This is a genomic window from Parasphingorhabdus halotolerans, from assembly GCF_012516475.1.
In the GTDB taxonomy this organism is placed as follows: Bacteria; Pseudomonadota; Alphaproteobacteria; order Sphingomonadales; family Sphingomonadaceae; genus Parasphingorhabdus; species Parasphingorhabdus halotolerans.
The window spans coordinates 121,500-147,156 of the sequence record NZ_CP051217.1 but is presented as its reverse complement, the minus strand read 5'-3'; the positions used below and the strand labels follow the sequence as shown (position 1 = coordinate 147,156).

Annotated in this window: 28 protein-coding genes and 2 pseudogenes; 12 read left to right on the top strand and 18 right to left on the bottom strand. The window is 52.3% G+C overall.

Annotation, left to right across the window (positions count from 1 at the left end; all coding sequences use genetic code 11):
• Positions 1–31: 31 nt before the first annotated feature.
• The 8 genes and pseudogenes from HF685_RS00790 to HF685_RS00755 form a co-directional block, all read right to left on the bottom strand.
• Positions 32–1,867 carry a flagellar hook-length control protein FliK gene (locus HF685_RS00790; protein ID WP_168817742.1) on the bottom strand — a complete coding sequence of 612 codons (1,836 nt, stop codon included), beginning with the start codon at positions 1,865–1,867 and terminating at the stop codon, positions 32–34.
• On the bottom strand, positions 1,857–2,303 hold the full coding sequence (locus HF685_RS00785) for a hypothetical protein (protein ID WP_168817740.1): 447 nt from the start codon (positions 2,301–2,303) through the stop codon (positions 1,857–1,859). The genes HF685_RS00790 and HF685_RS00785 overlap by 11 nt, the downstream gene beginning before the upstream one ends.
• Positions 2,300–3,657, bottom strand: a pseudogene (locus HF685_RS00780) (FliI/YscN family ATPase). The gene HF685_RS00785 and the pseudogene HF685_RS00780 overlap by 4 nt, the downstream one beginning before the upstream one ends.
• Positions 3,650–4,333, bottom strand: coding sequence for a FliH/SctL family protein (locus HF685_RS00775; protein WP_168817738.1), 684 nt, complete (start codon positions 4,331–4,333; stop codon positions 3,650–3,652). Before HF685_RS00775 ends, HF685_RS00780 begins: the two are co-directional and overlap by 8 nt.
• The gene (locus tag HF685_RS00770) at positions 4,326–5,378 is read right to left on the bottom strand and encodes a flagellar motor switch protein FliG (protein WP_168817736.1); all 1,053 of its coding nucleotides are present in this window, start codon (positions 5,376–5,378) and stop codon (positions 4,326–4,328) included. The genes HF685_RS00775 and HF685_RS00770 overlap by 8 nt, the downstream gene beginning before the upstream one ends.
• A complete protein-coding gene (gene fliF / locus HF685_RS00765) occupies positions 5,371–7,116 on the bottom strand; it encodes a flagellar basal-body MS-ring/collar protein FliF (RefSeq protein WP_168817734.1) in 1,746 nt (581 codons plus the stop codon). The genes HF685_RS00770 and fliF overlap by 8 nt, the downstream gene beginning before the upstream one ends.
• 3 nt (positions 7,117–7,119) lie before the next feature.
• Positions 7,120–7,479: a flagellar hook-basal body complex protein FliE gene (gene fliE / locus HF685_RS00760; protein ID WP_168817732.1), complete on the bottom strand. Its 360-nt coding sequence runs from the start codon at positions 7,477–7,479 to the stop codon at positions 7,120–7,122.
• Positions 7,480–7,493: 14 nt separating this feature from the next.
• Positions 7,494–8,765 carry a sigma-54 interaction domain-containing protein gene (locus tag HF685_RS00755; protein WP_168817730.1) on the bottom strand — a complete coding sequence of 424 codons (1,272 nt, stop codon included), beginning with the start codon at positions 8,763–8,765 and terminating at the stop codon, positions 7,494–7,496.
• A gap of 303 nt (positions 8,766–9,068) precedes the next feature.
• Here HF685_RS00755 and HF685_RS00750 point away from each other — a divergent pair, with 303 nt between their 5' ends.
• Entirely contained in the window at positions 9,069–9,884 is an 816-nt protein-coding gene (locus tag HF685_RS00750; protein ID WP_168817727.1) for a flagellin N-terminal helical domain-containing protein, read from the top strand.
• 98 nt (positions 9,885–9,982) lie between these two features.
• Here the strand turns inward: HF685_RS00750 and HF685_RS00745 are convergent.
• The 10 genes from HF685_RS00745 to HF685_RS00700 form a co-directional block, all read right to left on the bottom strand.
• A protein-coding gene (locus HF685_RS00745) for an IS5 family transposase (RefSeq protein ID WP_168817725.1) occupies positions 9,983–10,737 on the bottom strand; the annotation gives its coding sequence in 2 pieces (ribosomal slippage) (positions 9,983–10,404 and positions 10,404–10,737; 756 coding nt in all).
• 97 nt (positions 10,738–10,834) lie between these two features.
• Entirely contained in the window at positions 10,835–11,554 is a 720-nt protein-coding gene (locus HF685_RS00740) for a sigma-70 family RNA polymerase sigma factor (RefSeq protein ID WP_168817723.1), read from the bottom strand.
• Positions 11,555–11,574: 20 nt separating this feature from the next.
• The gene (gene flhA, locus HF685_RS00735; RefSeq protein ID WP_246218679.1) at positions 11,575–13,620 is read right to left on the bottom strand and encodes a flagellar biosynthesis protein FlhA; all 2,046 of its coding nucleotides are present in this window, start codon (positions 13,618–13,620) and stop codon (positions 11,575–11,577) included.
• A 69-nt stretch (positions 13,621–13,689) separates the two neighbouring features.
• A complete protein-coding gene (locus HF685_RS00730; protein ID WP_168817721.1) occupies positions 13,690–14,517 on the bottom strand; it encodes a transglycosylase SLT domain-containing protein in 828 nt (275 codons plus the stop codon).
• 97 nt (positions 14,518–14,614) lie between these two features.
• Positions 14,615–14,926, bottom strand: coding sequence for a hypothetical protein (locus HF685_RS00725; RefSeq protein WP_168817719.1), 312 nt, complete (start codon positions 14,924–14,926; stop codon positions 14,615–14,617).
• Complete coding sequence (gene flgM / locus HF685_RS00720; RefSeq protein ID WP_168817717.1) at positions 14,923–15,213, bottom strand: flagellar biosynthesis anti-sigma factor FlgM; 291 nt, start codon at positions 15,211–15,213, stop codon at positions 14,923–14,925. Before flgM ends, HF685_RS00725 begins: the two co-directional genes overlap by 4 nt.
• A gap of 132 nt (positions 15,214–15,345) precedes the next feature.
• Positions 15,346–15,843, bottom strand: coding sequence for a flagella basal body P-ring formation protein FlgA (locus HF685_RS00715; protein WP_168817715.1), 498 nt, complete (start codon positions 15,841–15,843; stop codon positions 15,346–15,348).
• A gap of 80 nt (positions 15,844–15,923) precedes the next feature.
• Positions 15,924–16,400 carry a hypothetical protein gene (locus tag HF685_RS00710; RefSeq protein ID WP_168817713.1) on the bottom strand — a complete coding sequence of 159 codons (477 nt, stop codon included), beginning with the start codon at positions 16,398–16,400 and terminating at the stop codon, positions 15,924–15,926.
• 3 nt (positions 16,401–16,403) lie between these two features.
• Positions 16,404–16,835, bottom strand: coding sequence for a MotA/TolQ/ExbB proton channel family protein (locus HF685_RS00705; protein WP_211051275.1), 432 nt, complete (start codon positions 16,833–16,835; stop codon positions 16,404–16,406).
• A 248-nt stretch (positions 16,836–17,083) separates the two neighbouring features.
• Positions 17,084–17,248, bottom strand: a complete 165-nt coding sequence (locus HF685_RS00700; protein ID WP_168817709.1) for a hypothetical protein — start codon at positions 17,246–17,248, stop codon at positions 17,084–17,086.
• Positions 17,249–17,344: 96 nt separating this feature from the next.
• On the opposite strand from HF685_RS00700, the gene flgB reads away from it, so the two are divergent.
• The 11 genes and pseudogenes from flgB (at position 17,345) to HF685_RS00645 (ending at position 25,571) form a co-directional block, all read left to right on the top strand.
• Positions 17,345–17,698 carry a flagellar basal body rod protein FlgB gene (flgB, locus tag HF685_RS00695; protein WP_168817706.1) on the top strand — a complete coding sequence of 118 codons (354 nt, stop codon included), beginning with the start codon at positions 17,345–17,347 and terminating at the stop codon, positions 17,696–17,698.
• Between the two features lie 11 nt (positions 17,699–17,709).
• A complete protein-coding gene (flgC, locus tag HF685_RS00690; protein WP_168821077.1) occupies positions 17,710–18,096 on the top strand; it encodes a flagellar basal body rod protein FlgC in 387 nt (128 codons plus the stop codon).
• The gene (locus HF685_RS00685) at positions 18,096–18,764 is read left to right on the top strand and encodes a flagellar hook assembly protein FlgD (RefSeq protein WP_168817704.1); all 669 of its coding nucleotides are present in this window, start codon (positions 18,096–18,098) and stop codon (positions 18,762–18,764) included. Before flgC ends, HF685_RS00685 begins: the two co-directional genes overlap by 1 nt.
• A 42-nt stretch (positions 18,765–18,806) precedes the next feature.
• Entirely contained in the window at positions 18,807–19,637 is an 831-nt protein-coding gene (locus HF685_RS00680) for a flagellar hook-basal body complex protein (protein ID WP_168817702.1), read from the top strand.
• A gap of 26 nt (positions 19,638–19,663) precedes the next feature.
• Positions 19,664–20,405, top strand: a pseudogene (locus tag HF685_RS00675) (flagellar basal body rod protein FlgF).
• Positions 20,406–20,429: 24 nt separating this feature from the next.
• On the top strand, positions 20,430–21,218 hold the full coding sequence (flgG, locus tag HF685_RS00670) for a flagellar basal-body rod protein FlgG (RefSeq protein WP_168817700.1): 789 nt from the start codon (positions 20,430–20,432) through the stop codon (positions 21,216–21,218).
• Positions 21,219–21,247: 29 nt separating this feature from the next.
• The gene (locus HF685_RS00665) at positions 21,248–21,928 is read left to right on the top strand and encodes a flagellar basal body L-ring protein FlgH (RefSeq protein WP_168817697.1); all 681 of its coding nucleotides are present in this window, start codon (positions 21,248–21,250) and stop codon (positions 21,926–21,928) included.
• 20 nt (positions 21,929–21,948) lie between these two features.
• Complete coding sequence (locus tag HF685_RS00660) at positions 21,949–23,082, top strand: flagellar basal body P-ring protein FlgI (protein ID WP_168817695.1); 1,134 nt, start codon at positions 21,949–21,951, stop codon at positions 23,080–23,082.
• 89 nt (positions 23,083–23,171) lie between these two features.
• On the top strand, positions 23,172–23,378 hold the full coding sequence (locus HF685_RS00655) for a rod-binding protein (protein ID WP_246218678.1): 207 nt from the start codon (positions 23,172–23,174) through the stop codon (positions 23,376–23,378).
• Positions 23,371–24,702 (top strand): flagellar hook-associated protein FlgK, encoded by a 1,332-nt coding sequence (gene flgK, locus HF685_RS00650; protein WP_168817691.1) that lies wholly within the window; start codon positions 23,371–23,373, stop codon positions 24,700–24,702. Before HF685_RS00655 ends, flgK begins: the two co-directional genes overlap by 8 nt.
• Before the next feature lie 23 nt (positions 24,703–24,725).
• On the top strand, positions 24,726–25,571 hold the full coding sequence (locus HF685_RS00645) for a flagellin (protein ID WP_168817689.1): 846 nt from the start codon (positions 24,726–24,728) through the stop codon (positions 25,569–25,571).
• Positions 25,572–25,657: the final 86 nt, after the last annotated feature.

The following is a 25,657-nucleotide window of genomic DNA, read 5'->3' as shown; positions in this document are numbered from 1 at the left end:
TTAACTATATTTCTGGATCCGGGAATGGCTTTTAGGCGTATCGGCTATTGTCTGATGCGGGATCGTTTTCGCTGGTGCTGTCGAACGACGATGCCATTTTCTGACGCTGTGAAGGTCTAGATTGCTGTTCGCGCGCGTCGCGATTTTCTTGCTGTGCAAGACCAGCGCCATCGTTTTTTGACGATGAAAACATGTTATCTTTCACATCAACGCGGAAGGTCAGGTCATCGCGGCCCTGGGACTTCAGAATGTCCTGCAGCACCTGACTATGTTGGACAATGATGTCCTTAGCCGCCCGATGATCGGTCTGAATTTCGATGATCTCGGCTGAACCTCGGGTGGTGAAGGTAATCTCCATCCGGCCAAGGTTGCGCGGATTGATTTCAAATGTCCTTGTTCCGCCAGTTACCGAAACATCGGAGATTTCGGTGGCAAGCCGTTGCGCGAGCTGTGGTGAAGACATGTCAAAAGTGGCGGGCTTCTGGATCGTGGCGCGAACTGCCAATTGCGCCGAAGAATTGGCAATCGGTTGTTGCTCGATTGACGTTTCAAGGCTTTTTGCCACCGGTGGCAAATCAAACTTGACCGGCTCGATTGACTCACCGTCGTTGACGATCGATTTCTGCAAGCTGGTCGGCGCTACAGGCAAGGGTTCCCGTCCCGACGACCGAAAGCCAAAGTGACCCAATTCTGACCGCGCATCCTTCTGTTGCCCTCCCTTCATAACTAGAGGTGAAATTGTTGGCGCTTGCGTGTCTGCCTCAGATTTGATTGCTGGATGGATGAACCGGACGTCGGGCAGTTCAGTTGCGTTGGATGTGGAGGCCTTGGCCGCTGGCGAAACAGGCTCACCCATTTCGCCGCGCAATTGTGGTTGCAGACTTTGAAGTTTCAAAAGCCCCTTGTCGCTGCTCGGGAAAATCTCGATGCTGGGCGTATTTTCACGAATCTGCGGCCGGAACTGAAATTCTTCGGTTCTAGGTGCCGGTCGGCTCCGAAGTGATTTTCCATCGATGACTTCTGACATTTGCTCTGGCAGTTTCAACAGCCCTTTATCGCTGCCTGGCAAAATTTCTGAGCTGGCAACAGACTCACGAAGCAGCGGGCGAAGCTGGAATTCCCCGGTTCTAGGCGCCTGATGGCTTCGAAATGTTTTTCCGTCGAGGACGTCCGCCGTTTGCACGGGCGAAAGCTTATCGTTGGCAGATCCGCCATCGACAATATTAGGTGCAACAAAAGCCGCCGCCATATCAATTTTCGGACCACCGCCCAGGCCGATATTTTCTCGCGGCGACAATATGTCCGAGGCAAGTTTGACATTCGGTCTGACCGCTTGGTCATCGGCAGACAATGCGGTGGTTTTTCTATTTTCGATTATACCCGGATTGATCATCAGATCTTGATGGAATGCGAGCGACAATCTCGCTTCCGGCTGTTCCAAATCAATCGAACCGGCGGGAACGCCAAGACCGGTCTGGCTATCAGGGCTGGCTGGCACAACCACGGCTGCAGGATCGGCAATCATGGCCGAATCTACTAGATCGGCGGTGGTTTGATTTTGTTCGACTTTTCCTGAAATGCGATCCTGGCTGAACTTCCGATCGCCAACGCTGTCTTTGATGAAGGGCAAGAAGTTTGTGGTTTCCCAATGTCTAACCGGGACCGAAACTATCTCGCCAACACCAACATGGTCGATATCAGCAGGATTGATTTCCGTTCCAACGGGATCGGAATGAGGCTGCTCCTTGGGGGATCTTAAAAGTGATCCAAAATCAGAAATTGAAGCTTTGTTATCCATGACCAATGGCTCTGCAGAAAACATGCCAATTATGGAGTGAGCAGCTTCGGACATGATTTTACCAATCATCACAACTTTCCTTCTTTCTATAATTTTCTATATTATACAATATGTTACTTGATACATCCGCTTGCCGATTCTCCATTTTGCGGAGTATCGAAACTTTCGATTTCAACAATTTCTCGGTACCCTCATGAATTGCCTGAGCGGCAGAATTTTGCCGCTCTGCCGCGGCAAGAATCTGCATCGCGGCTTGAACCGAAACCTCCACCACCCGCGAAGCTTCCATCAAACGATCCGACAATTCCATCTTGGCGGCAAAAAGGCCTGCGGTTAATACGACTTCACTCTCATGGGTTTCGGCGCGAAGATTTCTTATTCTCTGCGCGTTGCTTTCCAAAAAAGCGTAATGGCTGCCTGCCCGCATCAGGGCGCGCTCTTTCAAACGCTTCTGCGTGTTGCGAACCTTCAATATCCGCCTCAGTGCCCGTACGCGCTGCTTCATGGCGCAAACAGATCAGAAAGCAGGGTCACACTTGTCCGGAGATCAACAAGTTCACGCGGTTTCTGCTTGATATAGTCTATCAGCAGCGGCCAGCTGGCCAAAGCTTCATCAATATTGGTGTCATTGCCCGCCTGATAGGCCCCATCAGCACCAGATCCCGGTTTTCCTCGTAAATTGACCACAGGCGGCGAAAGTGAAGCTGGGCTTCCAGATGTTCAGGCTCGATAATATCGACCGCGACGCGGCTGATTGATCTTCCCACATCAATTGCCGGGAAAATTCCCTGCTCGGCCAACGACCTGGATAATATGATATGACCGTCAGCTATGGCACGAGCGCTATCAACCACGGGATCGTCCATGTCATCGCCATCTGCCAGCACGGTATAAATTGCGGTTATCGAGCCACCTGTTTCACTGTCGTTCCCGGCTCGCTCGACCAATCGCGGAATCAACGAGAGCGCGGATGGCGGATAACCCTTCATCGTCGGAGGTTCGCCTGCGGCCAGTCCGATCTCTCGCTGCGCGTGAGCCACACGGGTGAGGCTATCCATAACCAGAACTACCGACAGTCCCTTTGATCTGAAATGTTCGGCGATAGCGGTGGCCCGGTAAGCCGCTTTCAATCGAGAAGATGGTGAATGATCGGCTGGAACCGCGATAGTCACCGTAGGCACAGCGTCCTTTTTTTCGCGGCGGCGGCTGACAAAATCGTTCACCTCGCGGCCACGTTCGCCAATCAGACCGACGACAATGACATCGGCGACCACTCCGTCCAATATCTGGTTGATCAACATCGACTTGCCGACCCCCGAACCCGCAATAATCCCTATGCGCTGCCCCTGCCCGATCGTGAGCAGGCCGTTTAGCGCGCGAATACCAATGTCGATTGGCCGGGATACGCTGGCGCGCCGAAGGACATTGCCTTCCTGTCCCGCCAACGGCACGGTTTCGGTGGTCAAAATGGGGCCTTTGCCGTCAATCGGCTCACCCATTGGTCCTATCACCCGGCCAAAGAGGGCTTCTCCGACCGCAGCCTGATTGGATTTTGCATATGGCAGGACCCGGCTTCCGCTGCGCAATGGAGCATCTTGCACCATCGGTATCATCAGAGTCCTAGCACCTTTGAAACCGACAACCTCTGCGCTGATTTCACGGCCATCGGTCGCGGTTACCCGCCCCGAATAGCCGAGCGGATATGCAAAGCCGGTCACCTCCATCATGCCATTGTCATGGGCCGATAATTTCCCGACATATCTCAGCTCATTTCCGATATCATCAAGCCGCGCCAGAACATCACAAACAGCGGGTGGAGATCCGATTGTTTCCGCGGTGAAGGTTGAACCGTCAGTCATGATCAGCCGCCGACGTTGTGCCGCTAAACTCGTCGATCAGGGTCCGCAGTTCATCCAGTACGACTTCCGAGCCTTTTTCAATCCAGCCGCCGGAATGGCTGAGCTTCAGATTGCCACGCAGCATCGACCCATCGCCGCGCAGGGCCAGTTTACATATGTTGCCATCGATCAGACTGACATCATCGGGATGCAGGACAAGCGTCACCCCTTTCTGATCTTGGTCTACCAACTCTGCCAATTGCAATGCCCAGGCCTGTAGCAAGCCCGGATCGGGAATCGCCAATTCGGCACAACGCCTGAACAGGGATTCCACAGCTGATAAAATGAACGTATAACTGCCCCGCGAAGACAGATCGTTCAGATGCTGTATCGCCTCTGCCAATGCACCGGTTTTTTGGTTGGACGTAACATGTTCGTCGCCGAACGCGGTCTGACCGTCTTCCCATCCCTTTTTATAGGCTACACTGAATATATCGGCATCCTGATCATCGGATGGTGGCATATTTTCAAGCAGGTCGCGACCGGTGAGGCCCGAAAAACTGTCAACATCGCCAACGCCTCCATCCGCGCCCAGTCCGCTGGTCCAGGAAGAAAATTGTCTTTGTGCCGAAGTCGTCCGCCACAGTGGGATCACTCCGCCATTGTCAGAGTTATCGGCTGGATTGCGCTCAGACATAATCAGCTCCGGCACCAGTCATGTTTATTTCGCCACTGTCGAGCATGGCTTTGGCCACTGCAATGACGGCTTTCTGTGCTGCTACGACGGCGTCCATCGGTTGTGGCGGTGCTTCGGCCATATCATCCTGAATGGTTTCTGCAGCACGTTTGGACATCGCTCCAAAGATTTTAGCCTTGAGCTCGGCCGATGCCCCTCTCAGCGCAGGAACAAGAATACTGGAATCGACTTTCCGGACCACGGAACCAATGTCTTTCTTGGACAGGTTCATGAGATCGGCGAAAATAAACAATTCATCTTCGATCAATTTCGCGGTTACCTTGTCGCGCTTCATCAATTCCTTCAGCAGCGCCCGACCCCGTTCCTTGGATAGATTGTTGATAATCGTGGCACTGTCGAGCACACCGCCGACCTGCATTGGAGGAGCGACTTCTTCTTCCACTGGCGTTGTATTATCCAACAACCCTTGAATGTGGGCGAGCGCTTTTGCACTGACCGGCCCGAGCGTCGCTAAGCGGTAAATCAGGTCTGACTGGATTTCTCCTGGCAACAAATCCAATATTTGTGCAGCCATCTCGGGCGTTAGAAATGACATGAGCAACGCAGATATCTGCGGCGGCTCATCCGACATCAGCTGTGCGAGATCCTTTGCCGGAACCCATTTCAACATTTCGGCAATATTGTTGGGCCTTTTTGGTGCAAAACGGTTCATGATCGTTTCGGCGCGGGATGTGCCCAAAGCACGGCGGAAAACCCGGCTAACTTTTTCATCGGACTTGTAGGCCAACATCGACCGGTTCATGGTCAACACCAGGAACCGGTCCAGTGAGCCATCGATTTGCGTCGCATCAACGTCCGCAACGCTGAACATCGCTTCCCCTAGTGCTTCAACTTCATGGGGCTCAAGACGTTCCAATATCTGGGCGGCTTCCTCATCATTGAATAACAGCATCAATATTGCTGCGGTCTGGCGCCCAGTGATCAGTTCCAACTGCCCCTTTTCCTCACCAGTTGCGGCTTCGTCTTTTTCTTTTGTATCAGCCATCTGCTTCCTCCAGTGCGTCAGATTCCTTGAGCAATTCCTTCACCACCAGCGCCGCGTGATCCGGGTTCTGTTTAACGAAGTTCTGAGTGAGAATTGCCCGTTCCTGATAGCTTTTGGCCGACGTAATCATGTCGATCGTTACAGGAGCATCAAGCGCTCCTGCCGTCTGGTTTGCTAACGGACCACCATCCTCGGTACCACGCTGATTGAGGCTTGTCGTCGCATTGGCATTTTCTAATTTTGCTTGTTGCGCTAGATTTGCGGGGGTCGCTTTTTCAGCTGTTTTCCAGCGTTTCAGAACCGGCCGACCGATGCCGAATATTAATAGCAAGGCCACCAGAAGTGCAGACAGATTTCGTATAAGCATGCTGAACCAAGATGATTCATACCAAGTTTCTGACGCCGGATCGTCTGCAAGCGCTTTAAAACGACGCGCCGTTACCGCAATTTGGTCTCCCCGATCGAGACGATATCCGACCGTACCTTTGATGAGTTTTTCAATTTCCAGAATTTCTTTAGGAGACTTTTTGTTTTTCAGCGCGCGCTCGTCAATTGCAACTGCGACGGACAAACGTGACACTTGCCCTGGAGCTTGATTGATGACCGCAACTTCCCGGGCAAGTTCAAAATTCCGACGATATTCTTCGCTGGTTTTACTTGGTTCGGTCGCTCCAGCCGCTTGATCTGCAGCGCCGTCGGGCTGATCCCCGAACTCTGCAGCTTCGGCGGGTCGATTGGAAAGAGCGCCGGGAATACCGCCTACACCGCTTCCGACCCCGCCAATCTCGTTCGATTTTTGCCCTTGTTCGGAACGCAACACCGAACCGTCGACTGGATAGGTCTCGCTGGTTGCCTGTCTTTCATCAAAATTCACGTCGGCAGTAACTTCCGCAACAAAATTGCCGGGACCGACAAGAGGTGTGAGCAGACTAACTAGCGAGAGCCTATAGCGATCTTCAATCGCCGCTTTCACTTTCAATTGCGCGTCACTGCCAGGAGACGCTTCGTCTCCGTTGCTCGACAATAGTCGGCCATTTTGATCGATCACGGATACATTTGATGCAGAAAGCCCCGGCACCGAGCTGGCAACCAGGTTCAGGATCGCTTGCGTCTCTTTTTCATCCAGTCTTGCAGAACTTGCGAGATGCAAAACCACAGAGGCAGACGGCTCATTCCGGTCTCGCAGGAATATGCTGGGCTGTTCAACAGCTAGGTGAACTCGCGCCGACAAGACACTGTCGATCGCCTCGATTGATCGAGCCAGATCCATTTCACGGGCATTGCGCAGTTTTTCTGACTCAACTGCCCTGCTCGCGCCCATGGGTATGCTCGACATAATAGAGTCACCACTTGGGGCGGATCGCGGCAAACCCTGCCCCGCCAACTCGATCTTGGCCGAGTGATAGTCTTCGTTACTAACGGTTAGAGTACCGGTGTCATCGTCGACTTCATAAACAATATTGGCGGCTTGCAGTGCCTGCATCACCGCTGATTTGTCATTGTCGGGTAGACCACGGAACAGATCTCGCTGTGGTGGCTCGCGAAGAACCAGCCACACGGTGATTGCAGCCAATATGACAGCCGACAATATGATCAGCGGCATCGCCCGCGCAATGGCGGGCTGTTTAAGAAAGGCCCGCAAGGCGCCCAGCGGGCCACCCGAACTGTCATAGCCACCTGTTAGTCCATTGGGGCTCGCAGGCGTCAGCGCCTGACCGGAAGATGGTTGCTCGGCCATCTATTATACCGGCATATTCATAATGTCTTTGTACGCAGACAATAATTTGTTTCGGACTTGCAAAGTGGTTTCAAATCCCAGGGATGCCTTGTGCTTCGCGAGCATCACGGCCGCGACGTCGTTGGATTCGCCCATCTGATAGGATTTCATTTCTTCTTCCGCGGTCGATTGAAGTCTATTAACTTCTTGAAGCGCGCTGGTGAGTTGCGTGGAGAAGCTGTTCGAGCCCGCGGTTTCCTTCGGACCAGAAGTCTGTCCAGGTCCGCCAAGGCTCGCGTTTTTGGCAATATCCTGCAACGCGTTGTTTTGGTTCAGGATGGCATTGCGGGCTGCCATCAGGCTGTTCATATTGACTGAAGACATTTTCTATCTCCCCTCTATGCGGCAAGCGCGCGCATATCAGCCATCCGGTAACGCAAGGTGCGTTCCGAGATGCCGAGCTCTTTTGCAGCGTCACGACGGTTGCCGTTGGTTTTTTCTAATGTTTGGTTGATCGCTTCATATTCGACATTTTTCGAAATCGAATGCAGGTCGCGTCCGCGAATGAACTGCGAAGATGGCCGGCTTGAAACATCGTCCTGTTTTGGAGAGACCTTCAGTCGCGCACCTGCAAAGATCAGATCATCTGCTTCGATCCGCTCGCCATCGCACATTACCAAGGCACGCTGCAGGACGTTGGACAGTTCCCGCACATTACCCGGCCAGTTGTGTTCTTTCAAGCGCTGTACGCAACAACGAGAGAGCGATATGAATCTTTTGCTCCGCTTTTGGAAACCGATCATCATGAAGGCAGCGATTGCAATGATATCCGCCGGCCGATGAGCAAGGGGAGAAAGTTCGACCGGCATGACGTTCAAGCGCCAGTATAGATCTTCGCGAAACCGGCCTGCCCCGACTTCTTCGGCAAAATCACGGTTAGCGGCACAAAACACGCGAACATCAATTTTTTCATGACGTGACGCGCCAACCGGAAGTATTTCGCCTTCCTGGAGGACACGGAGCAGCTTGGATTGGCTTTCCAGCGGCATCTCGGTAATCTCGTCAAGAAAGATTGTGCCGCCGTCAGCTTCTTTAAACAAACCAACCGCACTATTATACGCGCCTGTAAAGGCTCCCTTCTTATGTCCAAACAAGATGGACTCGATCATCGATTCTGTGATCGCGGCACAGTTTACAGTGACAAACGGATTGTTTGCCCGCTCGCTGTTTTCGTGAATAAATCTGGCCATTCCCTCTTTGCCAGTACCGGTCTCGCCGGTAATCATGACATTGGCATCGCTGCCCGCCACACGGGCGGCATATTTATAGAGGGCTATTGAATTAGGATCGGCAAAAGCAGGCCCCTTGCCACCGCGCATCGATTCAACAATGCAAGACAGACCAAATTCTCTGTCTGCATTGCCGAATTCGATACGCAGTGGTTGGCTGAGGGTAGCCGGAACGAAGTGGAATGGTCCATCGCGGAATACCACGACTGGATCTTTTGCTCCTCGACATTCACCTTTGGATGCGTCGCGGGTAGTGTGGGGTAGTTGCGCTGCAGAGGATGAATAATCGGAGGCTGAGTGAATCGTATCAACACTCGCTAGCAAATCGACAAGTTCTGGAAACCTAGAGACCAGGCTAGGGTTCAGTTTATCGTTGATCATGGCCATTCCCTTGCGTTGTAAGTCGAGCATCGAACCCAGTGTCCATGTACTCGCTCAAACACATTGCAATGAGCGTGCCAGTTTCTAAAACGGCAAAAAAATGCCGATTACCGGCAATCTTACTGTCGGCTTTTCGTCACTAACGTCGGAATATGGACACTTTGCAAGATGGCTGTCGGAATCCCGACAATTTTTTTCCTTAATTTCGTTTCAGCGTCACCGTTAACTTCTTCGAGGCCACTTCATCTGACGAGGTGACCCACTAGATGAAACGATTATGTTAATTTTAAGAAGGATGAAACCATGACTGTAATAGGAACAAACGTCACGGCCCTGCGTACTAGCTACGCTTCTAACCAAGCAGAAATGGGTCTTGCAAAATCAATCGAACGCCTTTCAACTGGCCGCCGTGTAAACTCTGCAGCTGACGATGCTGCTGGCAACTCGATTGCTACTCGCATGACTTCAGAAGTGCGCGGTTTGAACATGGCTATTCGCAATGCCAATGACGGTATTTCGCTTGCCCAGACTGCAGAAGGTGGCATGAACGAGATCACCAGCATGTTGCAACGTATGCGCGAGCTATCCGTACAATCGGCCAACGGCACGCTTGCAGCTGGTGACCGCACCAACCTGCAGACCGAGGTTACCGCATTGATCGCACAAATTGGCGATGTAGCAACCCGCACTGATTTCAATGGCGTCGCATTGCTAGATGGTACCAACGCCACTATCAACATCCAAACTGGTTCAAACGCTTCAGAAACCGTTTCTCTTGCAATGACCGATGTTGATGCTGCAGCACTTGGCGTCGCTGCAATCGACATTACCACTGAAGCTGGCGCTGCAACTGCACTTGGTCTTCTGGACACCGCACTGGATACGGTCACCAGCGCACAGGCATCGTTGGGTGCTTCGCAAAACCGTTTGCAGACAACGGTTTCCAACCTGTCTGACCGTGTTGCAAACATCACTGAATCACGTTCACGTATCATGGACGTAGACTTCTCTGCCGAGACCACAGAACTGGCCAAAAACCAGATCTTAAGCCAGGCTTCAACAGCGATGTTGTCTCAGGCTAACCAGTCTCAGCAGTCTGTACTGAGCCTTATCCGGTAACACCTTAATTCATGAAAGCGAGAAAGCCTCTTCCCAATCGGGAGGAGGCTCTCTTCGTTGGCAAATATTGAAAGCCGGTTTGTTAGGGTCCAGACTCATTATAGCCACCAGATTACGGTAGCAGCTATGGCGATGGTTGCCATAAAGGTTTTGATATTGCGGTCGAAGCGTGTTGCGACACGACGCCAGTCCTTGAAGCGGCAGAACATGCGCTCGACGACATTGCGCTGTTTGTAGATGGCGGGATCGCAGTCAAGTTTGACCTTGCGATGCCGCTTGGGCGGGATAACGGCGGTGGTACCACGAGAGGCGAGCCAGTCGCGCAGATCATTGCTGTCATATCCTTTGTCGCCAACCAGTTCAGCAGACGGTGGCATTGCCGCGATACACTGCTTGGCGACCTTCATATCGTGCACGTTCCCGGGCGTTAGCAGGAGGACACAGGGTCTTCCTTTTATATCGCAGATGGCGTGGAGCTTGGTGTTCCGGCCGCCCCGTGTCTGACCGATACCATTGGCCAAGGCCCCCCTTTTGCGCCTCCGGCAGTCCGGTGGACCTTGATGCAACTGCTGTCGATGAACAGCCTGTCTGGTACGCCCTCGGCTCCAGCCAGAGCACTGAAGATATCTTCCCATATCCCGCGCTCGGCCCAGCGTACGAAGCGGTTATAGAGTGTCTTCTTCGGCCCATAAACCGGCGGACAATCACTCCAGCGCCCGCCGCTTTGTAACGCGTGGACAATCCCCGAAAGCACGTGCCGGTCATCGACACGCAGTATGCCGCGCGTCTTCGTCGGCAAAAGCGGCTCAATCCGCGCCCACTGCTCATCCGAAAACCAAAAGAAATCAGACATATCCAATACCTCCTTGCTCAAGGCATTGAATCACAATTATATCACTTTGGGAATCCCGTTAATGGGTCTGGACCCTAGTAAAGTCTAAGCACGAAGTTTAGTTCTCGGTCATTGCTACTTGCAGCTTCTCCAACGCACGCTTTTTAATCTGGCAGATACGTACCGAAGATACGTCAAGAATGTCCCCGATCTCATCAAGCTGCATTTCCTCCACAAAATAGCAATTGAGCACAAGTTGTTCGCGTTCGTTCAGTTGCTTCAGTTTTGCGGAAAGCAGTTCTACCATCTGGGACTTTTCCAATGTTTGGTGCTGATTATCCTCTTGATCTGTAAACCAGCTACTGGAATCGCAATAAACTTCATCCAGTGAACCGATATGAACATCAATCGCGCGATCCGTGTTCTGGCGAAAATCGGCAGGATTCATGTCCATCGCAAGCGCCAGTTCCCCCTCGTTGGGCTCCCGGTTAAGTTCCTGCACCAGCTTGTCCCGGAACCTGCGCACTTTTTTGTGCCAATCGACAGATGTTCTGCGCAAATTGCACGTTGATCTCAGATCATCAATCATCGCTCCGCGAACACGCACATAAAGATAGGTGCTGAAACTATGTCCCTGATCAACATATTTTTTCGCGGCCTCGACCATGGCAACCAGACCGACTTGGATCAGGTCTTCGATTTCCATTTGATCGGGCGCGAAAGACTTAACCTGCCAGGCAATCTTTGTGACCAGAGACTGATTTTCTTCAATCAACCGATTTTCGTCAATTTTCATCGCGCCGTAGGCTTGTGATGCGCGGCTCTTTGTTTTCAACATATCGTATTCCCGATTGGTAGTTAGAATTGATTTGCATCAGTGATAGCCATTGTCTGGCTGGATTGCGGCACCCCGATCTTGGTCAGCACTTCGATCGATTTATCATCAGGCAATTCTTGGTAGGAAAGGACGGTCAGATCCGGGAACCGCTGTTTAAGCAGCGCACCAAGCGGCCGCCGCACAATCGGCGACGTAATGAGAGCCACGCTTTGGGATTCCAATGGCAACCCGCGAGCAGCTTCATCGACCGCTTCAATTATCTTCTGAGCTAGCTGCGGTTCGATAGGGTAATTAGCCTCTTCGCCCAATTTCAGGGCCTTAACGAGCAAACTTTCTAGTTCCGCATCCAGCGTCACAACCGGAAGGGGCAGACTGATGGGTACCATGGTTTGCACGATCAAATTGCCGATTTTCTGCCGGATTGCATCGACCATATGCGGTGTGTCCGTGTGCATGCTGGATGCTTCCAGCATTGCCAAGCATATCTGCTGGAAATCTTTAACCGGTACTTTGTCGGCGAGAAGGTCACGGCATATTGCAGTGATAGCATATAGCGACAGGGGTTGCGGCGTAAGACTGTCGACCAGCTGCGGCGAAGATTCCTTGAGGAAGTCGAGCAGCTTCTGCGCTTCGTCCATACCAAATAGCTGCGCTGCATTGCGCCGGACAACATCGTTGAGATGGGTCGCGATCACAGTGGGTGCATCCACGACAGTATAACCTTCGGCAATCGCCTGAGACTTTTTGCCTGCACTAATCCAGATTGCATCCATTCCGAACGTCGGATCTTTGCAAGGCCGCCCTTCGATCACCGAATCGACATGGCCGTCATCGAGCGCGATAAAATCATTAGGCCAGACGGTGTCTTCACCGAGAACCATGCCACCCATCATTATCCGATAGCCATTGGGTTCAAGCGACAAATCGTCTTTGATCCGGACAAGCGGAATAACAAAACCCAGTTCTTTGGAGATCTGGCGCCGGATACCGGTAATCCGTTTCATCAACGGCGCGCCCTTGCGATCTTCAACCAGCGGAACAAGACCATATCCAATTTCGATACCAAGACGCGCCTTTTCAGACACATCCTCCCAGTCAATCTGTTCCGCGTTTTTCTCTTTGACGGGTTCAACGACCGTGTCCACAGGCTTAGGTTTGCGGATCAGATAAATGGCAAGTCCGCCCGCAACCGCCGCTGCTGAAAGTACGATCACATGGGGCATACCGGGAAGAATGCCGAGGATCGTTAATATGACAGCAACGGGCACCCACGCCGCTCCCGAACTGAATTGGCCCGTGACCTGATCGGCCAAATTCTGAGCCGAGGAAACCCGCGTCACAATGGCTGCTGCGGCGATTGACAGCACCAGTGCCGGGACCTGTGCAACCAGAGCATCACCAATGGCGAGCATCGAGTAAGTGCTTGCCGCTTCACCAAAGGAAAGTCCGTGGGTCGTCAGTCCCAAAATGATACCGCCGATAATGTTGACCGCAAGAATCAAGACCCCCGCAACGGCATCCCCTTTTACAAATTTCGAAGCACCATCCATTGAACCGTAAAAGTCCGCTTCGGTTGCGACTTCGGACCGCCGTTCCTTTGCTTCTTCGGGGGCAATCAGGCCCGCGTTCAAGTCAGCGTCGATCGCCATCTGTTTGCCAGGCAGGGCGTCCAGAGTGAAACGCGCGGAAACTTCGGAAACCCTGCCGGCGCCTTTTGTGATAACGATGAGGTTGATAATCATCACAATACAGAACACGAATATACCGACCACATAATTGCCGCCGAGTAACAATCCGCCAAAGGCTTCGATAATCTGCCCTGCCGACTCACCGCCGGCATGGCCTTCCATAAGCACCACCCGGGTTGAGGCGACGTTCAAACCCAGTCGCAGAAGCGTGGCGAAGAGGAGAACCGTTGGGAAGCTGGAAAAATCAAGCGGCTTTTTGGCGTTGAGCGCAACCATCAGGATCGCGAGTGAGATCATGATATTGGTAATGAAACCGATATCCAGCAATATCGTCGGCAGCGGCAGCACCATGAAGATGACCAGCAAGAGCGTAGCCATCGGGAGCAGTCCCGACTTTAGATGGCCGCCTATTTTGTTGAGAGCGAAAATATTCTGTGTCATGTTCATTTATAATCCAAGTGAGGCGAGCATCAGATAAGCAACCTTGGCCGATTCATCGAACGGCCTCGACTTGTCTGGATTGCCCTGGTCATTGATATGGTTTTTTGCGATCCGGAGATAATCCGCTGGCTGAACCATCGGCATCGGCCTTTGGGATTGCGGCAAATTATTTCCAGCTGTCGGAAAACTATTGCCGCCTCCGGCAAACATGGACGCGTTTTCGAGCTTGTTAGCGAAAAGGTTCCGGATATCCTGAAAGCTTCTGGCAGCGCCGGCCTTGGTGTAGAATATCGACCGATTGGATTGCGCAGCATTTGCAAAGGATGGTGCCGCCGGTGCGTGGGGATTAGCATCCAATGCGCTTAAGAATTTTCCTGCGCCTGCTGGGCCGAGAAAATGCGCGAGATATAGGTCAACCGATTCTGGTTCCCGACCGATCCGGTTTTCGAGATAATCGCTATTATCCCGAGCGAACTCCCCGGCCAGATTGGCAGATAGTTCGGGGTTGTTACGCAATGCGAGAATTGCTGATTTCTGGGAATTGTCGGCAATAGTAAACTTGCCATTGCGGTTCTGCGAGATCGCATTTTGCGCCCAACCAAGGCCGTATTCACCGCCCTTTTTCTTAACCAGACCAAGCCATGTTTGTTCGACAAACTGATATAGGCCGGTTGCGGAAGAGGTGCTCGCCTTGGCGTCCGGACGCATTCCGCTTTCGAGCTGCGCCTGGGCCATCAAATATTTGAAATCAACGCCCGTGCGTTGCGCAGATTGCGCAATCACGTTGGGCAAACTACGCCGTTCAGAGCTTTGAATGATGGATAGGTTTGACATATATTGCTCGAATTCTCCTGTTGAGGGGAGAAGCAATGATCGTGCCAATAGTTAGATTTAACGGCCCTCGCTGAAATAATGTTCAGCTTTTTGGCTATTACCGACTGCGTGCCGAGTTCGAATAAGTATCTGCGTGATTGGCCTGCCATCCCGACAATAGTTGCAGGCGGCTGGAACTATGGTCCCTCAGAAAACGGAGGCGATAAATCGATGCTTGCATCAATTCGTCAACTTCTGACATCAGTGGACGCAGATATTTTTCGATATCAGCGGCCTCCAGACTCCCCAATCTGGAGACAGCCCTGCTGAGCTCTTTGCTGGCTTGGAAAATCGCATCGCTGTCATGTCCGTCCAATGCGGATATCAAATTATTCTGCGAGTGACGAAATGTCTCGACGATCTGGTTCATTTCTTCGAAGCCACTCCGAGTACACCTGCATCAAGCATCTTTGCGGCCAGGGCATCAGTATCAACCTGATAATTTCCCGAAGCGATTTGCTGCTTGATCTCTGAGACCTTCTGCGCATCAAATGGCGGCTTTTCGGTCGCCAGTTGAGAAGCTGTTGTCGAAATCGAGCTCGGCACCGTTGCTTTTCCGGTGCCCGCAGCAGCTTCCACGTTTTTTGCCGCAGCTTCATTCAGAGCTGGACGATCCAACCGCGTATTAATGGTCAAATAGCTATCAACAGGTTTCATATCACTACATCCTTACTGCGCCACATAAACAAATTTGAAGTTTGCTGTACCGTGTCAACCGGCGCTTATAACTTCTTTCGTAACAATTTACGGCTTGTTCGGAAAAAATTAAGTTCTTGATCGATATTTTTTTCAAGGCGTCATTTCAACCACGCCCGGCCCGGATATTCTGGCCATCAATTCCTTGGACTTGCGGTCGGATCGAACAGGAATATACTCTCCCATCGCGCCGCTCTCCTGCGCGATCACTCCATAGCTGATGCTAAAATTTGACCGCCGTATGATAAGAGTGACGGGCTGGTTCCGCTGTACCAACGGTTCGTTGGAGCTGCCGCCATCTTGGCTGCCCCCGTTGCCGCCGAGGCGAATCGGAACGAATATCCTCCATCCGAGATTCTGACAACCGAGCTGCAACGCATTCCTGTTTGTCTCTGATATCTCGACGGGATTTGCGCAACGCTTCAATTTGAGCTTGGGGTCTATAGCCGCACGAGCGCCGCCAACATCCCCGACCCCTGCCCCCAAATGCGATGCGACTTGCCGATCAAGAGATGCGGTATCTTCAAACGGCGGCGCCGCTCCCATACAGATGACAGCCACTATCGGCAGTGCGAGATAATAATGAGACATATGATTTGTTCCTATTCTATAGTCTAAGGAACCACGCAGATATCATGCCAGTTTTATGAAAAACTCTTGTCGAGCTGCAATCATTTCGTTTCTAACGGGAGAAATGTCAATTTAACGCTTTGTTTCTGGCCTGGCTTGGAGACTAGTTTTTCGGGAACTTTCAGGACGATCATCCGCCCATTCTGACCAACCTTTTCAAATGCATCTGCGATTGCTGCTGATCGCGCGGAAACCGTTTCCCACTGACGCAGGCGAGATCCGTTTTGCGCTTCCGGTGCTGCAGCGACCTCTATTATCAACATCTGCTTCGGTTGCATCGTCAATATTTCAACGATTTCCTTTTTCGCAAAGTCCGTAAGCATCGCGTTGCTATCACCAAAAAAATCTGGCGCAGCATAATCATAGGAACCCAGAATTTCTTCAACCGGCCCGCCTGCCTTGGCCATTTTCTGCCGAGTTTCAGAATCCGCTATATTTACAAAATGGGTATAGGCGAACGCGCTGAGCAACATGAGAGCCAGATCAAGAAAGGATAATGTGGTGCGGCTGGAGTTCATTGATCAAGCCGCCGTCTTCGATGGGTTAGCCGGAACAAAATGTACCCGACCAACCGAAGCAAGTTCTATCCCTGCGATATTGATCGTATGTTGAACAATCTTTGACCGATAGCCATTCAGTATCTCCGCTCTCGTGTGCAGGCGCATATAGATTGGAAATGCAATGATGTGGGACACGAACAGACCATATAGACTGGTAAGCAAAGTGAAGCTCATCGCAGGACCCATTTTCAATGGATCAATGCCGGTAGCGAATAATTGGATGAGTCCGGTAATCGTTCCGATCAGACCGATGGCGGGCGCAATCTCGGCAGCCGAAAACCAATAGTCCGCGGTCGAATTTTGCTTTGTTTCGGCGGAATGCTCTTCCAGACGGACCCATTCCTCATAGTCCTTGGCATCCTTGGCATTCGCCAGATAGTTTAGAATTCGCATCACAAAAGGGTCTTGGCTCCGTACCTTGTCCAAGCCTGGAACCCCAGATTCCCGCAAAGTGAAGTCGATCCTCCGGCACATATATGTTGCGTTCTCCCCGCTTTCTTCAAACGGATTTCTGCCGCAGTTGGCGAGTGCCGCGAAGGATTGGGTAAGCGAATGGCGGCCGTTCTGAACCCAAGCCATTATCAAAACACAGCCCAGAACTACGCTGAATAAGACAGGGTCAAAAAATCGCCAGATGTTCGTCAGTAGAATGTCCATCGATCCCAATCCTGAATTGACCGGCAAAAACTTGCCGGTCGGGGGCAGAACTTTGCCGCTTTGGCAAAATCCGGAACAATCCTCCCAAGCGCCTTGGAGATAAATCCCGAAAAACCGCCATTTACCGAACGATCCGGATAAGTTGGCATGCCCTTTGCAATGTCCCGTTCGAGTACTCCAATAGCGGTGTATCTCATGAACAAGAACGGTCAGCGGACCGGATAATTAATACGGGATTAGATACGATGCCTAGTTTGGATCAGATATTTGCATTGAACGGCGGCGCGCTACAGCTCCGCTCTCAGCGCCTTAATATGCTCGCGTCAAATATCGCGAATGCTTCAACGCCTGGATATAAAGCGAAGGACCTCGATTTTGATCTTGCCATGAAGCAAGCGCAAAATGGTGGTTCGCTCAATCAGGCTATGAATGATCACACCGGTTACCGTGTTCCGCTTCAACCTTCGGCGGACGGAAACACAGTAGAGCTGTCTGTAGAACAAACGCTCTTCGCCGAAAATGCCATTCAGTATCGCACGACCTTATCCTTTCTGCAGGGACAAGTGTCTTCAATTCAGCGCGCCTTGAAAGGGGAATGATCATGGGTAGCATGAACGTCTTCGACGTCGCCAGCAGAGCAATGTCTGCACAAATGGTCCGGTTAAACACGACCGCATCCAACCTGGCGAACGCCCGCACGGACTATGCCAGCGAAGAAGAGGCTTTTCGTGCAATGCGTCCGGTTTTCCGTTCGGTGGTCGAGGACAATCTTGCAACGGTCGACGTCGAGCGCATCGTCAAATCAGATGCCGCACCGCAAAAGCGGCACGACCCGACCAATCCGATTGCGGACAAGGACGGGTTTGTCTGGGAAGCCGCTGTCGATGAAACGGCAGAGCTGATCGATATGCTGGAAACAGCCAGAAATTACCAAAATAACGTGCAGGTCTTACAAACCGCGAAATCTTTAATTCTTGAAACAGTGAGGAACCAATAATGAACATTGCACCAGAAACTTTCCAGAAACCGGTCACAAATATCGCCGGCCTCTCTCAAGCACAGCCGGAGAACGCAAAAGGTGACAATAGCCTCGATCAAGATTCCTTTCTGCGCCTGATGACGACCCAGTTGAAATTCCAGGACCCGTTCGACCCGCTCGACAACCAAGCGATGGTTGCGCAACTGGCACAATTTTCCAGCGTGGCCGGCATTTCTGAAATGAAACAGTCACTGTCGGATATTGCATCAATCCTCGGCAATAATCGTCTCTCAGACGCCAAAGAATGGATTGGCCATACGGTCCTGGTTCCCGGGAATATTTCGGTCGCGGGCGCAAATGGTCAATATGCAGGCGAATTCGAACTAACCAAGGCAACTGACAATCTCTCGATCGACTTGCTTAACGAAGCCGGAGAGATCGTAATGTTTGTTGAGCTTGGTCAGCAGGAAGCCGGTCCGGTCGAGTTTAATTTCGACAGCAAGGATGAAGCCGGAAAATCGCTTGATCAAGGACGCTTGCGCGTTCGAGTCAACGGCGGATCTGTGACCAACCTAGCCACATGGGTGCCTGTAGCATCCGTAAAAACAACCGAAGGCAATGGTCCCCCTATTCTTGTTACCCCGATCGGCAACGTGTTCCCCGCCGAGGCCCTAAAAATCGGATAATTCCAACCTTCCGACATCTATTTCAACACAGGAGAAGATAAAATGTCATTCTTTACCTCATTAAGCGGTCTAAAAGCGGCCCAGACTGACTTGAATGTTATTTCAAACAACGTCGCCAACACCAATTCCACCGGCTTCAAGAAAAGCCGCGCGCAATTTGGTGACCTTTTTGCAGCCGCTCCTACCCAACAGACAAAGTCTGTAGCGGGCCAGGGCACGAGACTGAATGGAATAACCCAGCAATTTACGCAGGGCACTTTACAGTCAACCGACAAAACACTGGATTTGGCGATTGCGGGCGACGGATTTTTTGCCGTGAAAGGCCAGCCCCCGCGTCAGGATTTGACCTTTACCCGCAACGGTGCATTTGCGGTAAATAACAATCGCGAAGTCATCGATACCATCGGTTCAACAGTGCAGTTGCTGCCAGTCGATGCCAATGGTGTAGCCACTGGCACAACAGCCGCCGACATGTTCGATTTCGTTTTACCGGCTTCGGATCCCGCCGATCCGGCGGCCCTGTTGGCTAACATATCAATCAACAACGAAGGCGTCGTTTCAGCCACATTCTCGAACGGCAACCAGATGAAAGTTGGCGCCCTCGCGATGGCAAGTTTCGCCGCGATTGAGGGCCTTCGCCCCGTCGGTGATGCTCATTGGCAGTCGACGGGCGATTCCGGCCCGGCGCAGATCAACCAGGCAGCAAACGGTCCTCTCGGACAAGTCCGCTCGGGCTCTCTGGAACTAGCAAACGTCGATATCACTGAAGAACTGGTCTCGCTGATTTCCGCGCAGCGCAATTTCCAAGCCAATGCGCAAGCTATCGAAACGTCCAATACCCTTACGCAGACGATCATAAACCTTCAGATCTAATTTCTGATCAGCTGAAGGAATGAACCATGGATAAGCTTGCATATACGACGGTCAACGCGATGAAATCGCTTATGAACCGCCAAACCGTCATCGCGAATAATATGGCCAACTCAGAGACGGCCGGTTTCAAATCCGACATGGTCTCGGCAAAGGCCCAATATTTGAATGGTCCGGGCCATAACAGTCGCGCAATGTCTGTGGACCGGGATATGCAGGCAGATATGAACGGGGGGCGATTACAAAAACCGATCGCCCCCTCGACATTGCCCTGGAGGGCGATGCAATGCTCGCCGTGCAAGATGCCGATGGTAAAGAAGCATATACCAAGCGGGGAGATCTGAAAATCAACCCGTCTGGCACGTTGCTTACCGGCGATGGCTTCCCCGTCTTGGGCGACAGCGGCCCGGTGACCCTACCCCCTCGGAGCGTGTGGACATCAGCTCGGACGGTACGATTTCATATGTGCCGGTCGGTGGAGACCCAACCCAGCCGCAGCAACTTGGTAAGCTCAAGCTGGTCAGCGTCACGGGCAGCCAAATTTCAAAAGGTCCAGATACTCTGTTCCACGTCGCCGATGACGGCACTTTGCCCGTCGATGAAAATGCAAAAGTCATTTCCGGCGCGCTGGAAAGTTCGAACGTCAATATGACCAGTGCTCTGGTCGACATGATTGAAACCAGCCGGGCATGGGAAACTCAGGCACGCTTGCTCAAAACAGCCGAGGAGCTTGATGATAGCGGCGCAGGAATAATGTCACTGCCGCAATGATAACCTGATGCAGGAGAAGATAAGATGACTAATGCCGCCCTACAAGTTGCGCGCACCGGACTGGATGCGCAAAATACCAAGATGCGTGTGATCGCCAACAATCTGGCGAACGTGAACACAACCGGATTCAAACGGGATCGGGCAGATTTTGCAACCCTTGCATATCAGAATGTCGTAACGCCCGGTGCGCCTTCCGACGCACAGAACCGCTATGCTAGCGGGATCCAACTGGGAACCGGAGTCAGGCTATCAGGTATCGGCAAGATAGACACCCAAGGTACCTTACAAAATACCGAAAATGCCATGGATTTGGCCATCGAAGGCGCCGGTTATTTCCAGGTCGAACGACCGGATGGAACGACCGGCTACACAAGAGCTGGCAATTTCAGCCTAACCGCCGAAGGCAATATGGTCACGAGCGATGGCTTGCCGCTGGTTCCGGCGATCCAGGTTCCACAAGGTGCCACAGCAGTAACCATCGGCACCAACGGTACCGTTTCCGCGACGGTGCCGGGGCAAACCGAGGCCAGCGAGCTTGGACAGATTGAACTCGCGAATTTCACTAATCCCGCCGGCCTCCTTTCGGTTGGCAATAACATCCTGACCGAGACAGCGGCAAGCGGCGCCCCACAAGTGGGGCAAGGAGGCCAAGAAGGCCTTGGCAACGTCCGTCAAGGAGCTCTGGAAGGATCGAACGTCAATATTGTCGAAGAACTGGTCAACATGATCGAGACGCAGCGCGCTTATGAGGTCAACTCAAAAATGATCTCGGCGACCGATGAAATGCTGCAATTCGTGAACCAGCAACTCTAAATCTAACACTAGAAAGAAGCCCAACCATCATGACATCTAGATTGTTTTCAAAACGAAGCCTACTGATCGGCGCGGTACCATTTCTGCTCGTCAGTTGCATGGGGTCGAACTCCAGCATCTCTGCGCAAGAATTTGCACCAGTTACGGCCGCACCCCCGCCTGAACCAGCCGCGGCTAACGGGGCGATATTTCAGGTAGCCTCCGGCTATTCGGCTCTGACAAACGGATCAAGGGCAAGCCGGAAGGGCGATATCATCAGCATATTGCTGGTCGAGAAAACCCGCGCGTCAAAATCCAATAGCGCATCTAAAGTCCGTGATGGCGGATTTTCTCTATCACCGCCGAAAACCGGCCTTTTTTCGATATTTTCGTCCAGCGATGTAGCGACAGGTGGGTCCCAAAATTTTTCCGGTAACGGCAGCGCCGACCAGTCTAACAGCCTGCAGGGACAGATCAGCGTTACCGTGGCGGAAAGCTATCCTAACGGGACTATGCTGGTCCGCGGGCAAAAACTGACGTCGTTAAACCGGGGCGACGAACACACCCAGTTTAGCGGATTAATTCGCGCCATCGATGTATCTGCCGACAACACTATCCCGTCCACCAAAGTGGCCGACGCGCGGATCATTTATGGCGGAACCGGCGAGATCGCCTCGGCGAGCAAACAGGGCTGGCTGCAGAAATTCTTTTCCTTCATCTCGCCATTTTAGCCTCAGGGATCAAAGTTCATATGACCCAATCATCAAGAATTTTCCGGTCAATAAAATGGCTAGCGATATTTTTCGCACTGGTGTCGGCGGCTGTGGTTGTCACCCAGCCGGTGCAGGCTGAACGCATCAAAGATATCGGAACCTTCGCCGGCCTGCGAACCAACCAGCTAGTTGGCTATGGTGTCGTCGTGGGGCTCGCCGGAACTGGCGATGACAGTCTGGAATATGCGACGGTTGGCCTCAAAGGTGTCGCGAACCGGTTTGGGCTAACCCTGCCCCCGGAAGTCAATCCGGCATCCAAAAATGCTGCAGCGGTTTTGGTCACGGCAGAAATGCCGGCCTTTGCAAAACCTGGTCAACGCCTCGACATTACCGTGTCGGCAATCGGCAAATCAAAGTCGTTACGTGGCGGTACGTTGATACTGATGCCGCTCTATGGTGCCGATCAACAGATATATGCCATGGCTCAGGGCAATCTGGCGGTTGGTGGCTTGGGTGTATCCGCTGCTGATGGTTCAAAACTTGCCGTCAATGTGCCTTCGGTCGGGCGCATCCCCGGCGGTGCTTCGATAGAAAGAACCGTGGCAACCGGTTTTGAAAGCGAACCATTTCTCAGCTTCAACCTGACCGACGCAGACCTGACCACCTCTTTGCGGGTTGCAGACGCCATAAACGAAGCCTTGCAGTCCCAGCAGGCAATTGCCGCAGATGCCGTAACCGTCCGGATTGCCGCACCACTTGGAGCGCAGGAGCGCGTGATATTGATGGGCAAGATCGAGAATCTGATCGTCAAGCCGGCCGATGCACCCGCCCGGATCATCGTCAATGCCCGAACAGGAACCGTTGTTATCAATGGCGCAGTTCGCATTGGACCGGCCGCTGTCAGTCACGGGAAGCTCACCGTCCGCGTGGAAGAAAATCCCCGAGTAGTGCAACCCGCACCTTTGAGCCGCGGAAGGACCGCCACAGAACAGAATAGTGACATTGCCGTCGATGAACCTGTCAACCGTACCTTTGAAATCGGACGACGTGCATCGCTCGCGGAAATTGTCGAGACTATTAATTCTTTAGGAGTTCCACCGTCTGACTTAACAGCAATATTGGAGGGTTTGAAACAAGCAGGCGCGCTGTCAGCAGAATTGATCATCATATGACGGTAATTTTATCCCCATCACACACCGCACCCTCTTCTCTGGGCTCGATCAGTGTTGAGGCCAACAAAAAGCAAGCTGAAATTCAATCTATGGCAGCTGATTTTGAGGCAATATTTGTGCGGCAAATGCTGAAAACGATGCGGACGTCCTCTCTTGGAGAGGGATTGTTCGACGGCCAGGGAACCGAGCAGTTTCGCGAAATGCAAGACGCAAAAGTCGCCGAATCGATGGCCCAAAAGGGCGTATTCGGCATAGCTCAGCTGCTCGCTCGCCACGTGGAGGACAAGGATGTCTGACCTTCTGAACATTGGACGAGCCGCATTAAAAGTGAACGCCCGTGCATTGGAAGTCGTTGGAGCAAACGTCGCCAATGCAGAGAATCCCGATTATGTCCGAAAGACCCTCAACGTCGGGGATACGGCAGGCTACAGCGCCATCAGTCCGCTTTACAAAAACCAAACCGGTCTCGGCGGCGTCGAGGTCAATAGCATGTCCCGTTCCAGCGATCAGTTCCTCGAAGCGGCAACGCGACAAACCGGAGCGAGCCGTGTCAGTGGAGAGGTTCTCGTACAATGGCTCAATCAGGGAGAAATTGCGCTTTCCAACAATGATTTCGACATTGGAGCTAAATTGACTCAACTATTCGGTACGGCCGAGGAACTCTCCGCAGTTCCGTTTGAACCGGCGTTGCGCAGTCAATTTATTGGTGACGTTGAAGCTTCTGTACAACGATTCAATCAGACATCGCTCAATCTAACTTCGACGATCACATTGATCAACGGCGCTGCTTCTCAGGAAGCGGAAGAGCTGAACGACGCATTGAACCAACTCGCAGCGGTAAACCAAAAGTTGCGTCCGATGCAAACCGGCACAGGTCAGCACGCTACTCTGCTCGACAGCCGGGATGCTGCTCTCGCGGTTATAACAGAAAAACTCGATGTTCAGATTAATTTTGGCAACAATGGTACCGCCGACATTACCCGCAACGGAACCAGTCTGCTAACGTTCAATGCGGTAAGCCCGGTGGCGTATGTCGTCAATGCGGGTAGAAGTTTTGATATCGAAATTGGCGGAACGGTTCAGACCGCCCCAAGCAATGGAACGCTGGGCGGACTACATCGCGCACAGTCAAAGCTGGTCAACGTCAGCAGTGACCTGGACAGCTTGGCAGTGCAATTCGCGGATGAAATCAACGGCTGGCAAGCCAATGGGCGGACCGATGCAGGAGCGGCTGGCGCAGCGATCGTTGCCCACAGTGGCACCGCTGCGAGCCTGTCGGCAACAGGACTGTCAGCAGATGCTCTTGCCCTGGCCTCGCCTGCAGGTGTGGCGAATGGCAATATTTTGGCATTCGTGGACTTGCGCACGGCTACAGGAACCGAACAAGGCTATGAAAAACTGGCGATCGGTCAGGCACAATCTTTGCTGACCGCTCGCAGCGAAAGCAAAGCTGCGACCGCATTTGACCGAGCCACCCGCGAAGCGCGTGACAATATTTCGGTGGTAGATCTCGATCGCGAAACAGCGGACCTTATCCGCCTGCAACAATCTTACGAAGCGGCCGCTCGCATCATTCAAGTCGCTCGGGAAACGATGCAATCCGTATTGGCGATCTTCTAGTTGATCGTCGCAGAGGAAAAAACATGGAATCGATCAACCGGAACAGGCCCCATGATGGCATTCAAAAGCAATCAGAACTGTCGACGCTTATCGGCAAGACACAAGAATCCATAGCAAGCGGCAAAAGTTTTTCGCGGCCATCAGAGGCGCCTTCCAGTTGGCTGGAAATATCCAGCCTTGGTCGCAAGGCTGCCATCGAAGATTCGTGGCTCAACAATATCGGTCGAGCCGGCATTATGGCACAGCAAGCAGAATCCTCGCTCGACACGATTGCCAGCGGCGCAATCCGCGCCAAGGAGCTGGTAATTCTGGCCAATAACAACACACTTTCTGCAACCGATCGTGATGTAATAGCGCTCGAGCTCGAAAGCTTTCGCGATCAGTTTAAACAGCTTGTGCAAGCGAAGGATAGTTATGGGGGTGACTTGTTCCACTCCGGCGATCCTATTAAAATGAGGATCGATACGAATGTTCTGTTGGCGCCGTCACCCAATCTCCAGTCCGTTGCGCTGTCCATTGACGTCGATGGCGGCACCAGTGACCTTGATACAATCATGGACGAAATGATCAACGCCATCCGAACTGGCACCACCGCGGACAGAGCGACCCAGCTCGGTCGCACCGATTCATTAGTCAACCATTTCTCGAGCTTGATCGCTAATCAGGGGTTGCTGGTCAATCGTCTCGATCAACAGGAAGACCGACTGCAAAAATCGCAGCTTACGTCGACTGAGAGACGATCCATGCTGGAAAACACCGATATTTCAGAAGCGGTAGCCCGTTTCCAATCTTTGCTCGTTAATCTAGAAGCGGCTCAAAAACTATATGCCAAATCCAATAGCACGTCTCTCATTCAACTGATCGGATAAGCGCCCGAGATTCAATGTTATTAGGCCCTTAACCACGAGCCGATTCTGCCGTTCATCAATACAATGCTTGCTCCTTCCATCGGCTG